The 13347-nt window shown below is 46.5% G+C and carries 11 protein-coding genes and 1 tRNA gene; 6 read left to right on the forward strand and 6 right to left on the reverse strand.

Annotated elements, in window-relative coordinates; all coding sequences use genetic code 11:
- Positions 1-98 precede the first annotated feature (98 nt).
- The 5 genes from trhP to Q320_RS0102190 form a co-directional block, all read right to left on the reverse strand.
- Positions 99-1469: a prephenate-dependent tRNA uridine(34) hydroxylase TrhP gene (gene trhP / locus Q320_RS0102170; RefSeq protein ID WP_027467647.1), complete on the reverse strand. Its 1371-nt coding sequence runs from the start codon at positions 1467-1469 to the stop codon at positions 99-101.
- Between the two features lie 517 nt (positions 1470-1986).
- Positions 1987-2202, reverse strand: coding sequence for a (2Fe-2S)-binding protein (locus tag Q320_RS0102175; RefSeq protein WP_027467648.1), 216 nt, complete (start codon positions 2200-2202; stop codon positions 1987-1989).
- Positions 2203-2547: 345 nt separating this feature from the next.
- The gene (dxs, locus tag Q320_RS0102180) at positions 2548-4416 is read right to left on the reverse strand and encodes a 1-deoxy-D-xylulose-5-phosphate synthase (protein WP_035851708.1); all 1869 of its coding nucleotides are present in this window, start codon (positions 4414-4416) and stop codon (positions 2548-2550) included.
- Between the two features lie 40 nt (positions 4417-4456).
- Positions 4457-5326 carry a polyprenyl synthetase family protein gene (locus Q320_RS0102185; RefSeq protein WP_035851713.1) on the reverse strand — a complete coding sequence of 290 codons (870 nt, stop codon included), beginning with the start codon at positions 5324-5326 and terminating at the stop codon, positions 4457-4459.
- Positions 5327-5358: 32 nt separating this feature from the next.
- On the reverse strand, positions 5359-5607 hold the full coding sequence (locus tag Q320_RS0102190) for an exodeoxyribonuclease VII small subunit (protein ID WP_027467651.1): 249 nt from the start codon (positions 5605-5607) through the stop codon (positions 5359-5361).
- Between the two features lie 207 nt (positions 5608-5814).
- Here Q320_RS0102190 and Q320_RS0102195 point away from each other — a divergent pair, with 207 nt between their 5' ends.
- Both Q320_RS0102195 and glmS read left to right on the forward strand, forming a co-directional pair.
- Complete coding sequence (locus Q320_RS0102195; RefSeq protein ID WP_027467652.1) at positions 5815-6693, forward strand: beta-1,6-N-acetylglucosaminyltransferase; 879 nt, start codon at positions 5815-5817, stop codon at positions 6691-6693.
- Between the two features lie 57 nt (positions 6694-6750).
- Positions 6751-8496 carry a glutamine--fructose-6-phosphate transaminase (isomerizing) gene (gene glmS / locus Q320_RS20530; RefSeq protein ID WP_051534391.1) on the forward strand — a complete coding sequence of 582 codons (1746 nt, stop codon included), beginning with the start codon at positions 6751-6753 and terminating at the stop codon, positions 8494-8496.
- 63 nt (positions 8497-8559) lie between these two features.
- Here the strand turns inward: glmS and Q320_RS0102205 are convergent, their stop codons facing one another.
- Positions 8560-9306, reverse strand: a complete 747-nt coding sequence (locus Q320_RS0102205; RefSeq protein WP_027467653.1) for a c-type cytochrome — start codon at positions 9304-9306, stop codon at positions 8560-8562.
- Between the two features lie 161 nt (positions 9307-9467).
- Between Q320_RS0102205 and Q320_RS0102210 the strand changes: the two genes are divergently transcribed.
- The 4 genes from Q320_RS0102210 (at position 9468) to Q320_RS0102225 (ending at position 13118) form a co-directional block, all read left to right on the forward strand.
- A tRNA-Arg gene (locus Q320_RS0102210) sits at positions 9468-9544 on the forward strand.
- A gap of 1087 nt (positions 9545-10631) precedes the next feature.
- Positions 10632-10868, forward strand: a complete 237-nt coding sequence (locus Q320_RS18095) for a helix-turn-helix transcriptional regulator (protein WP_169734423.1) — start codon at positions 10632-10634, stop codon at positions 10866-10868.
- Positions 10865-11098 carry a hypothetical protein gene (locus tag Q320_RS0102220; RefSeq protein WP_027467654.1) on the forward strand — a complete coding sequence of 78 codons (234 nt, stop codon included), beginning with the start codon at positions 10865-10867 and terminating at the stop codon, positions 11096-11098. The genes Q320_RS18095 and Q320_RS0102220 overlap by 4 nt, the downstream gene beginning before the upstream one ends.
- A gap of 4 nt (positions 11099-11102) precedes the next feature.
- Positions 11103-13118, forward strand: coding sequence for a relaxase/mobilization nuclease domain-containing protein (locus Q320_RS0102225; protein ID WP_027467655.1), 2016 nt, complete (start codon positions 11103-11105; stop codon positions 13116-13118).
- The last annotated feature ends 229 nt before the right edge of the window (positions 13119-13347 follow it).

The following is a 13347-nucleotide window of genomic DNA, read 5'->3' on the forward strand; positions in this document are numbered from 1 at the left end:
TTTCATTCGGTCAAAATTACACAACTACGTCGCTCTCAATCCCATAAAAAATCATATCTAAATCGCTTCTCAGCTGCTTTTTCAATTCAAACACAGCATCAAAACAATCGCGCCAGCAACGCATTGGCATATTTGGCATCCAGCGGAATCGCCGCTTTGGCGCCACTGCCCAGCGCCGACTCAACTGGCGTACCGCTCTTGCCGCGAATTTCAGTAAGTTTCACAATGATATTGCCGCTTGGGTGGATCACTTCAAGCGAGTCGCCGACTGAGAATTTATTCTTCACATCAATCTCAGCCCAACCATCGTGGATATTCAGTACTTCACCAACGAACTGGCTGCGGTGCGCTTTGGAATGGCCTTCGAGGTAGTTTTGCGTTTCGTGCGTGCTGTGGCGTTGGTAAAAGCCATCGGTATAACCGCGATTAGCAAGACCGTCCAAATCAGCCAGCAAAGTCGGATTGAATGGGCGGCCTGCCACAGCATCGTCAATCGCTTGGCGATACACTTGCGCCGTGCGTGCAACGTAATATAGCGACTTGGTGCGACCTTCGATTTTTAGCGAATCGATACCCATTTTGACTAAGCGCTCGATATGCTGCACCGCGCGCAGATCTTTGCTGTTCATGATGTAAGTACCATGCTCGTCTTCGATGATGGGCATCATTTCGCCAGGGCGATTAGCTTCTTCGATCAGATAAGTTTTATCGGCTAGCGGATGACGCTCAGCGCCGCCGCACGATGAAACTGGTGCAAAGGCTTGATTGGCATCATTCATCGCTTTTTGGAAATCAAATTGAATCACCTGCTCTTTCAACGCTACATCACCCGCGTCATCTTCCACCGTGTCGTGCGTTTTATAGTCCCAACGGCAGGCATTAGTACAGGTGCCTTGATTGGGGTCGCGGTGATTGAAGTAGCCCGACAACAAACAACGGCCTGAGTAGGCAATACACAGCGCGCCATGTACGAAGACTTCGATTTCCATATCTGGGCAAAGCTGGCGAATTTCTTCGATTTCATCGAGCGACAATTCGCGCGATAAAATCACCCGTTCCAGCCCCATTGATTTCCAAAATTTCACGCCAGCGTAATTGACCGTATTGGCTTGCACCGACAGGTGAATCACTTGCTCGGGCCACTTTTCGCGCACCATCATAATCAGGCCAGGGTCGGCCATAATCAGCGCGTCGGGCTTCATCGCGATGACCGGTTCCATATCAGCGAGATAGGTTTTTACCTTGGCGTTGTGCGGCAAAATATTGCTGGCGACAAAGAATTTTTTGCCGCGCGCATGCGCCTCCAAGATGCCTTGGCCGATTTGCTCCAACTGAAATTCATTATTGCGCGCGCGCAAGCTGTAGCGTGGTTGTCCCGCGTAGACCGCATCGGCACCGAAATCATAAGCTGCGCTCATTTTTTCCAGCGTACCAGCAGGCAATAAGAGTTCAGGGGCTTTTAAGGTCATGGTCTACGCACACTCAAACTAAGAAAGGCGCGCATTATACCGCAAATGCATTGCACAAAAAACAAGCAACAGCAATAAGTTGAGCTAAATCAGTAACTTGATCACCTTACCCACAGCTAACCCACACCGTATCCTTTTTTATCGGGGATAAATCGAGTAAAACGATTTTTTCCGCAAATTCCGCTGCGATTCGCTTCAATTTCAGCCTAAATCACACATTACTCGCTCATTTTTTAAGCAGAGCATTAAAATCACAATAAAACAGCAACTTAGCACAGATATCCACAGCCTTTCAACACAACGCTCCCGCCACACTGTGAATTAGACCTTGAAATTGCTCAAAAAATAGACACCAATAAATTTTTCTTTAATTACAACAAGCTAGATCGTTTACCCACAGCCCACTCACAGGCTTAGGCCAAATAAAAAGGGAAAACGGGTTTGATTCCAACAGACAACAAAAAACCGAGCATAAAGCTCGGTTTTATTCACATTGGGCCACAGCCAAAGCTAGATTTTAGGCGAAGGCCACACCTTCCAACTCGGCCATCATTTGCTCTTCATAACGCTCAACCGCGGTATGCAGCACCTGCTTCGCACAACTACTACATTTGCCACAGCAGGTCGCAGCGGTGGTGACCCGCTGTAACTGGATAAAAGTACGCACACCGGATTGCTCAACGGCTTGGCATATCGCTTTATCACTGACATTATTGCAAACGCATACAATCATAATGAGAACCTTATTAGCAACTGTTCTCATTATCATAAAAAAATCCACTCCTGCCAAGTGGATTTTTATTTTGGTGATTAACGGCAAGCGGCGCCCCCTACATGCGTTAACGCTCAACGCCCCGACGAATCGATCTAGCCAAATCCTCCGCCCACTCGCACCGACTGCAAATTGCTTTGTACCAGCAGCCCCTTTGCGCCACCTTCAAATACGCTTCGCCCAGATACTGGAGAGCAACGATACCCCGCAAACCACCGCAAAAGAAAACGACTCGCCAAATCCCCACCGATAAAAAAATTAGCCCCGCAATCGCAGGGCTAATTCATTTAAATCCATTCAGTTCAATTAAAGCATGGCTAGCTTTAATTGAATACTCGCCGCAATCCCAGTCGCATCAAGACCACAGTCAGCCAGCAGTTGTTTCTGCTCACCATGCTCAACGTAGCTATCGGGCAAGCCCAGCTGCAATACCGATTTGAGGACGTTATTCGCCATTAAGCACTCCAACACCGCACTGCCTGCGCCGCCCATAATCGCGTTATCCTCAACGGTGACGATCAAATCGTGCGTTGCCGCTAATTCCAACACCAGCGCAGTATCCAGCGGTTTAATAAAGCGCATATTGGCGACCGTTGCATTTAATTCTTCTGCGGCTTTAAGTGCCGGTTCCAGCACCGTACCAAACGCCAAAATTGCGATTTTTTTGCCATTGAGTTCTGCGCCTTGGCGGCGAATTTCGCCTTTACCCCAAGGCAGCAAACTCATTTCCGCATCGACCTTCGCGCCTAAACCACAGCCGCGCGGGTAACGTACTGCAGCAGGCCCGATATGTTGATACGCGGTATAGAGCATTTGGCGGCATTCGTTTTCATCGCCTGGCGCCAAAATTGCCATATTCGGAATGCAGCGCAAGAAAGACAAATCAAAACTACCCGCATGCGTTGGGCCATCTGCGCCGACTAAACCGGCGCGGTCAATCGCAAAGGTTACATCCAAATTTTGCAGCGCCACATCGTGAATGAGCTGATCGTAGGCGCGCTGCAAGAAGGTCGAATAAATCGCCACGACGGGTTTCAAACCTTCGCAGGCCAAACCTGCCGCAAACGTCACTGCGTGCTGCTCGGCGATGCCGACGTCAAAATAACGCGTTGGATATTCGGCATGAAAACGCACCATACCCGAGCCTTCGCGCATCGCTGGTGTCACCGCGACTAATTTCTCGTCGCTCGCGGCCATATCACAGAGCCAATCGCCAAAGACTTGCGTAAACGTTGGCTTGGTCGACTTACTGCCACATACGCCCTCTTCCTGATTAAAGGGGGTAACTGCGTGATACTTAACAGGATCAGCGACTGCAAGCTTATACCCATTGCCTTTTTTGGTCACCACGTGCAAAAACTGTGGGCCAGACAATTGCTTGATATTGGATAAAGTCGCCACCAGCGTTTCCATATCGTGACCATCAATTGGGCCGATATAGTTAAAACCGATTTCCTCAAACAGCGTACCCGGCGTTAAAAAGCCTTTGACGCTCTCTTCGCCTTTTTTTGCCAGCTCTTTGAGCGGCGGCACCACATCGAGCATTTTGCCCGACGCATTGCGGATGCCATTGTAAAATTTGCCTGATAAAAGCTTGGCGAGGTAATTATTAAACGCGCCGACATTCGGCGAAATCGACATTTCGTTGTCGTTTAAAATCACCAGCAAGTCGATATCATCACGATGCCCCGCGTTAAACAGCGCTTCAATCGCCTGCCCCGCAGTCATCGAGCCATCACCGATCACTGCAATCGCTTTGCGTTTTTCACCTTTGATATGCGCAGCTTCCGCCATGCCCAGCGCAGCACCAATCGATGTCGACGAATGCCCGACGCCAAAAGTGTCGTATTCCGATTCTTCGCGCTTTGGAAATCCAGCTAATCCACCCTGCTGGCGCATCGTGCCCATCCGGTGTTTACGGCCAGTCAGGATTTTATGCGGGTAGCTTTGATGCCCCACATCCCAGACTAAACGATCATGCGGCGTATCAAAAACATAATGCAGCGCAACGGTCAACTCAACCGCGCCCAAATTGCTGGCAAAATGCCCGCCAGTTTGACTCACTGAATCGAGTAAATAGCTGCGTAATTGCTGCGCAACAGCGGGCAATTCTTTGCGCTCGATTTGGCGTAAATCGTCGGGTGTTTGGATAGTATCAAGCAAAGGGTAATTCATTTGTACCTTGCACAGCAGGGGTATATCCCTGCAAGTCCTATTAATATTTTCTGTCAACGATATACCCAGCAAGGGCACTTAACATAGCGGCTTTTTCGCCAAACGGAGTGAGCGATGCCAAGGCGGACGCTTTTAGCTCAGCGGCTTTTTCTTTCGCGCCCTTCATGCCCAGCAAAGCCACATACGTTGGCTTATGATTTGCAGCGTCTTTACCCGCAGTTTTACCCAAAGTCGCCGAATCGGCTTCGCAATCGAGAATATCGTCGACCACTTGAAACGCCAGACCAATGCATTTGGCGTAATGATCCAGCGCCTCACGCTGCTCTGGCGCGAGTGCCGTACCGCAATACGAACCGAGCAAAACTGACGCACGAATCAGCGCGCCTGTTTTCAAAATATGCATCATTTCCAGTTGCGGCAGCGTCAACTCTTGGCCAACGCTATATAAATCCACGCCCTGCCCGCCGCACATCCCCAAACTACCCGAGGCATTCGCCAAAATCCGGATCATTTGCAATTGGTCGACCGGATTATCCGCCAAAGTGCGGTTAGACAATACTTCAAACGCCGCCGTTTGCAGCGCATCACCCGCCAGCAAGGCCGTTGCTTCACCGTAAGCGACATGCACCGTCGGCTTGCCACGGCGCAGCACGTCGTTATCCATTGCAGGCATATCGTCATGCACTAAGGAATACGCATGAATCAACTCCACAGCAGAAGCGGCGTATTGCAAGCGCTCTGGCGACGCATCAACCACCGCGCCCGCCGCAAACGCCAGCAAAGGCCGCACGCGTTTGCCGCCATCGAGCACGCTATAACGCATCGCATCGTGCAGGCGCTCGGGCAAATGATTGCTCGATGGCAACACGCTAGCCAGCGTTTTTTCCATTTGTGCTTGGACTTCATTCATCCAAGTCTTGAAGTCTGTTGTTTCAAGCTCGCTCAATTTGTAGCTCCAGCGCCCGACAAAGGCTTAAGCTCATCGCCTTCCAGCACACGCACTTGTTGCTCTGCGCTTGAGAGTTTCCCTTCACAAAAACGGAGCAATTCAGTACCACGCTGAAATGCAAGCAAGCTAGCATCCAAAGCCTGACTACCGCTTTCCATTTGCGCAATCAAGCCCTCCAGCTCGGCCAAACCTTGTTCGAAATTATCGGGCAACGCCACCGATTTAGCTGCTGCTTTCGCCATAGTCCTAACCCACCGCCAAATAAAACCCGTGAAACGATAACGACCCACCGCACGGCAGTCAAGCCAAGTGCACTGGGCAAAAGGAGCTTATTGTACCCTTGCCGCCTCAGCGAAAACAGTAATTCCGTCACCAAGCCTGCGCCAGCAGCGACTCAGACGCTCAGACTGCTAGAATAGAGACACTTTGAACACCGCAATCCGATAAAAATGCCCCGCATCGCTTACTTTATTTTGGCGCACGCCCACCCCGAACAATTAACGCGACTTGTCACTCAACTGAACTGCCCGAGCGTACATTTTTATATTCATATCGACGCCAACACGCCCGATGCTGTGTTTACCGCGATACAAGCTCAAGTTCAAACCAGTCGCAACAACATCACTTTCATTGAGCGCCAGCCCTGCCGCTGGGGCGGATTTTCATTGGTTGATGCCAGCCTACGCCTCATTCAACGAGCAATGCAAGATGGGTTCGATTTTGGGGTATTACTCTCTGGACAAGACTACCCAATACATAGCAATGAATACATCAATAATTTTTTATCTAGTACAGATAGCCTCGGCTTTATCGACATCAAATCGGCGAGCGATTTTGATGTCGCTTACCGCTACCGCGCTTGGCATTTTGAAGTGCTCAATGGCAAAACCAGCGGGAAGATTCTACAAAAAATCCAACGCTTTACCCGATTGATCGGCCTGCAACGCCAGTTGCCCGCTCCACTCCAGCAAATCCATGCTGGCTCTCAATGGTGGATACTCAGCCAAACCGCCTGCCAAGCTGTATTGGATCTCTGCGAGCAAGAACCCCAACTGATTGATTTTTTTAAGCATACCCTCGTGCCCGATGAAATGTTTTTTCAGACGCTTTTAATGCACACCGCATTAGCGCCACAACTCACGAACAACGCAATGCGTTATCTCGAATGGGAAGAAGGCGCTTGGTCGCCACGCACATTCAAACCCGAAGAAATTAGCCAACTAGCAGAAAAACCCGATTTATTTGCACGAAAGTTCGCTCCCGACTTGGCGAGCAGTCAAGCGTTAGCTTTGTTGCATAGCGAACAAAAAACCAAAAACAAACTTTAAGCGAATAACAGAGCAGTCTACGATAAGGTATCGCTTACAAAACTTTGCAGAATAACCATGGATACCTTGCTCGGCGGCATTTCACTTCACAATATCGGCCCGCAACTCATGCGCGCCCTCAAGCTCAGCCCGAGCCCCAACGCCCATCTCGCAATGAGCTACGCCAGTGAAGCGCGTAGTTTGCTATGGCAAGGAAAAATAATCCCCGATACCGCCAGCATTCCCGAATGCCAGCAAGCTATTTTACGCAGCAGTGATTACGGTGCTTTAGCAGCTGCTCCCCACCTATATCAAGACCATCTGTGCATAGCGATTTGCGGTACGATCGAAAATTTAGAGCACGTTAATGCACTCTTAAATGACAGTGAATCGAGCAATAAGCGGCAAGAACACCTGATCGCAAGCTTGATTGATCGGCACTGGCAACAGCACCATGATTTATTGCGTGCACTACATAGCACGAGCAAAATACTGCAAGGCTATTACACACTCACCGCCTACTCCAGCAAAGATCCAGAGCATATTTACTGCACCACATCGGGCCCCGCCTTTTTTGTGGCTCATGGCAATGACAGCAGTGTTTTTGCGTCCGACCCGATTTTTTTGCGTGAGCGCGCAGCCCTCATTACCCAATTGCATGATGGTGATGTAGCACAACTCTCTGCAGCAAAAATCAAACTCATCGACTCGAACGGCACAGTCATACATCGCGACCCAGCACCAGCACACACAGCGGGGCAATTACCACACTTTATGCTGCGTGAAATTCATGCACAGGCACGTAACTGCGCCGAATTCATTCATCACGCAGAAGAAAATCGGCTAGAAAACTGGCTCAGCACGCCTGAATTATTTGCCAATATTGATAGTGCACTACTGATTGCCAGTGGCTCCAGCCATCACGCGGCGCAAACTGCACGATTTTGGCTAGAAAGCCTGGCGGGAATTCCTACCCAAGTTGAATTGGCCAGTGAATTTCGCTATCAAGAGCGCACGCTCAGCCCCAGCACACTGATTGTCGTGATTTCTCAATCTGGCGAAACTGCCGACACCGTTGCAGCGCTTGCGCATGCACAACAATTAGGCTGCCAAATTACGCTAGCGATTAGTAATCAGGGCAACAGCACCTTGATGCGCCAAGCTGCGCTGCAATTGCAATTACATGCCGGTGAAGAATTGGGCGCCACATCGACCAAAACCTTCAGCGCCCAATTGCTAGGCTTATTCTTGCTTGCCCAAACATTAGCCAAAGCCCGCCACAAAAAGCTTCCTGCCCAGCTCAGCAATGAGCTACGCGCCTTGCCTGCAGCGATTGCGGCCGTTCTCGCCCTTGCCCCCAAACTGGGCGAGTGGGCTAAATACCTAAGCAAAAAACCACATTTATTGTTTACCGCACGCCATATGTACTACCCGATTGCACAGGAAGGCGCACTAAAATTTAAAGAAGTCACTTATCTGCACGCAGAAGCCTACCCCAGCGGCGAACTCAAGCATGGGCCACTGGCGTTGATTGATAATAACTTCCCTGTTATCGCTTGCTTGCCGTGGGATATTCTGGCTGAAAAGCTGCTCGCCAACCTGCATGAGGTACGCAGCAAACATGGTGAAATCTTCGCCCTTAGCGACGTCGCACTCCCGCCGATTGCTGGATTTAACACCATTCGTATGCCACCCAAACTTCCCCACCTCAACCCAATTTTATATGGCGTCGCATTGCAAATACTGGCTTATTACACCGCCACATCACGCGGAAATAGCGTCGATACACCACGCAACATCAGCAAAACTGTCTCAACGGAGTAAATTTTATCGATAAAAAAGGCCACATCATCGATGCGGCCTTTTTCTATGCACACTTAAACTTAATTATTTTGATGCGTTAATGATATATAAAGCAGCAGCTTTAAATTCTTCATCCGACCCACTAAATCCACCTTTAGGCGGCATTGCATTCAAACCTTTAATCGCAATCGCCACGGCATTATCAACGCCATCTTTCAAGCGCGGAGCCCAAGCTGCTTTATCACCAAACTTAGGTGCGCCAGCAAGACCCGCATCATGACAGGCCATACACACACTCGCGTAAATCTCTTTACCTCTAACCGCAGGATCAATCGCAGCACCCACTGCGCCAGCCACTTTTGGCTCTTCAAATTTCGCGCCACCAGCATTTGCCATAAAGGCCACGCCGCGTTTCACTTCATCATCAGTCAAATCAGCAGCGCCGCCCTTAGCTGGCATCGCATTAAAGCCACTAATTGCATGCTTAACGAGGGTATCAAAACCTTGGCCAATACGTGGAGCCCAAGCGCCAGCATCTGCAAACTTAGGTGCCCCCGCCAAACCCGCGTCATGACAGGACATACAGACGGACTCATAAACAGCCTTACCGCTTTTTGATCCTGGTGGACCACCATCAACCACTTTAATTACGGCAACAGGCTGCAAGCGCGCAGTAACAGCCTCTTTAGTCATCGTTGAACTGGTGACGTCCGTCGCCATACCAGAAGTGAATAGTTTAATAACCAAGTATGCAAACAAAGGCACACCAATTAATGCCGTCACAATAATGCCGACAACGCTTTTAAACGCCGATGCGCTGGAACTGCCCATGCTGTCATCCCTTTTTAAATAATGTAATTTGTGTTTGCGAATCGTTATATCGCTCTTATCGTCGGCAATTATACCGACAACACAGAAACAACAAAACACTATTCACAAACCAACTAGACGAAAGCATCATAAGCCGTTATCATCGCACCCCTACTCGTAATGCGCCCGTAGCTCAGTTGGATAGAGTATCAGTTTCCGAAACTGAGGGTCACAGGTTCGATTCCTGTCGGGCGCACCAATAAAATCAACAGCTTAGCTCAAAGATGATTTCAAACTCATCGAGCTAAGTCTGTATATAGTGCCAGCTATAGTACCACTTTCATAAAATACTTCAGCATTGCCCCCACCTAAAATAAACATTTCTAAGTGCAATATAGCCAAAACAATAGAGACGTCGCGCTTGCTCAACAACCACAAAACAACAAATACACACCTCAAATGACAAACTTGTTCACAATCGCCAACGTAAAACAAGAAGCAAAGTCAGAAAAATACAACAGATAAAATTGAAATAAAGCAGAGGCAACTCTGTTTGAACTAGAAACCTTGGTCAAGTTGCTTTCAGCTTCCGAGCTAGCCTCAGAAACATTTAATTGAGCATGGGTTAACGCCAACATAAAGTTACGGCTAGTCTTATGAGTATTAGATGAATATCAAAAACACTCCCCCTCAAGATGACAGTTTGTCGGACGCCCCATAATCAGCTTGTGCGCTAGTTTTCATTCGACAGAGCAGCCAGGAGTCGCTTGGCTTCGCATCCATGCTAACACCCCATCACACTGCCAGCGGAATGCCGGACAAAGATAAGACTGCCCCAGCGTTCGTTTACGCCATTGATGAGTTCATTAGAACCAGTGCGCAGGGCTGGTAGATATTTGCCTGAAATAGCGAAATCACGCTCCCTTGATGTGTACCGCGAACCGGAGCGTCTCCCCCCCCCCCCCATAACGCCACCTGTTTTGACGAGCTGATTCTGGTTGTTACCCGCTTTAAATACGTGGCTGACGTCAATAATGGTGACGTTATTCTACAACAATGCACAGTATTAACCCGAAAGCCTAGTACTTAAAGGCTTTGGCGACGATACGTACTGAATTTATATCAAAAAATCCACATCTAACGATGAATAACCAATAGAGATGACCCACATATCTATGCAAAAAATAAATAAATATTTTTTTTATTTAAAGTAAAAATAGAAGTTAAGTAAAAAATAAACAAATGCTAGAAACAGAAAATAATAATTTTTAAATTGCGAGCCCTTGAATTTCAATGAAAATTAAATTATGTTTGTAATAGTTAACAAACAACGGGAGAAATACAACATGAGTAGAATCATTAGATTCGCGGAAGCCGCTAAGATTTTTGGGGTATCAAATTCGACACTTTACCGCCTGCAGAAAGCGCATGATTTCCCACCACTTATAAAAGTGACTCCGAATGGGCGCGCATCAGGTTTCTTTGAGGATCAGATTGAAGAATACCTTGCAAAGATAAAAATTGACAAGAATAAAACTACAAATACATCACAGACAGATCCTTTATGCGGAGAATCAAAATGAGCAAGAAGATCACATTTCGGCTTCAAAAAGAAATGCACACCACTTTAATAATGCTGGCAAAAAAAAGAAAGGTACCAATATCTGGCTTGGTTCGCGAAATAATCAGTGATTCAGAAAACATCATCTGCTACCTGCAAGAACAGGCAGAAATCTTCGAAAATGAAATACAACAATTAAGAGGCATAATTGAAGAAAAGAACAAAGAGATTCAACAACTTAAATTAGGGTAAAAAAATGAATATCACAATTATTCATGTCCCTAAGCTACGCTTAAAATCCCCACGTGACCTTATTCATTACTTGGCCAAAAATGCTGACCTAAGTTTACCCCATGGCATTTGCAAATTACGATTCCTAAACGGGGTAACTAGCAATATACAGTACGAGATCGATGAGTTTTGTCGAGAAATTAAAAGGACCAGAGCTAATTCAAGGCCGCTACTTCATATCGCAATTAGCTTTAGCCCTTGCGAATATGCCAGCAAACTTGAAATTGAAATGGTGATTATGAAAATTCTAACGAAGCTTGAAATTCATAAGCACCGTGTGGTTTATTGCCCCCATTTGGATACGGCAAACTTGCACCTGCATCTTGCAATATCTCGAGTTGATCCAGATTCAGGAAAAGTGGTAAGGATTAACAATGGCTTCACCAAGAAAGGATTTCGACGGATTATGGATCAAATTTCAGCTGATTTTGGCTGGACATCTGAAGCCAAAAGCAGAACCGCACTACAGATGCTTGAAATTCAATACGATAAAAAATCAGCACAAATCGTCAAAAGTCCTAAATTTCTAAACGAAATTCTTAGATTAGCTTTGGGAAAAGCAAAATGTTGGCAAGACTTTCATTTACATCTCCTTAGAATTGGCCCTAGAGTTTCATTTTGCTCTCAGAACAGGTTGCTCTATTACTTTAATAGTGTTTACTTCTACGAGAAAGAATTACCAAAAACATTTCATCTTAATAATTTAATTAAGAAATTTGGCCCATACGAGGAACTAAATTATGAATTCGAAACCAGAAAATTCCAGCCACACGCTTCACATTTTGGGATCAGAAAAGACATCAGTTTGTCATCACGATTGCAAGAACGCCCACATTTTCTCGACCGAAGATCTGCGTCCAATCGTATTTTGCCTAATCCTGCAAAGTATCATCGACTTCAAAATTCCCCTATGCGATGGGAACACGACAGTGAATCTGACCGATCTGACCGATCTGACCAATCAGAAACAATCCGAAGCGATCGAAAAATAGCTGAGCAAATTTACAGGAATCTAAAAAATAACAAAGATATTTCACTCCTGTATCGACTTGGCAGCAATCCAGATCTACTTAAATTTGATTCTGAAGATTTAACCATCGGCAAAATTGAGAATTTTTTACGGAAATCAAGACTTGTCAATAGATCGATTGAATTTCATCTTCAATTTAACAGCTCGAAATGGCTTTGTTTTCGCCTAAACGACCATGCTTTCGCAGTGCTAGAGAAGCTACCTTTGCTGCTAATTAGTGGCCGTATCAATAAGGAAGTATATGTAGCAATAAATATTGTACCGATTTTAGAGAATTTCATTGGCAGCTCAACGCTAGCAGCAATAGCCCTATTGGAAATAATTCTTGAAGCAATTAGCGTTGACCGATTTGCTCGCCAAGAAGTTGGATTCTTAATTTATTCAAAAAATCGAAAACAATTGACCAGCAAAAAACATGGATCCAAGGAAATTAGCTGTGATTTTTTACAAAAAATATCCAGTAAAATTAAAGAAAACATCAGCAACAATAAAGGGTTAGATCGGCATGACATAAAAAGCTTTTTACTTAATGCTAGAAGGCACTTTATAAGTCCAAAGGTACATTTCACCAGAGAACTTTATTTGTTCTTTTTTATTGGTGTAAAAAAGTTTGGCGACCTGTTATGCAGAAAGTCTTTAACTGACGCATTTGCTGACATTGCGGAAAACCATGGCTATTCCCGTGATGAAGTGCAGGATATGGTTTTGAATTTTGATTGTTGCATTGCAAACCGGCCAAAAATAACAAATAGCAGTGGAAAGGTAAAACCAAAATATGAAGACAAACCCGAATTAGCAGAAAAGTACGCGGTCTCCATGCTGTCTTGTGACCTTGCATGCTTAATGGAGCAGCATCATTACTGGATACCACATTTAATCGGCGCTCGAACAGCGACAGACTTATGTTCAATACCGACTGAATTGGCTCCTTCATCATTACCAACTATCTAAGTTACACTCGGCCCTACTTAGCGTTAAAATTTTTCCACTGAACTGTCAAGTCGATTGTTTTTCACCAAAATACTCAAGTTTGTCATCTGAATCACACAGGGTTTCACGGAGACGCCAATTCTTGAGAGAATGGCGCCATGAAGAAATCTAATCAGTTTTCACTTGAAGTCCGCGAATGCACTATTCGCATGTGAGCACCGTGCCGAAGACCCATCGAGTGCGCAATACT

It is taken from the genome of Deefgea rivuli DSM 18356 (genome assembly GCF_000620145.1).
Classification (GTDB): Bacteria; Pseudomonadota; Gammaproteobacteria; order Burkholderiales; family Chitinibacteraceae; genus Deefgea; species Deefgea rivuli.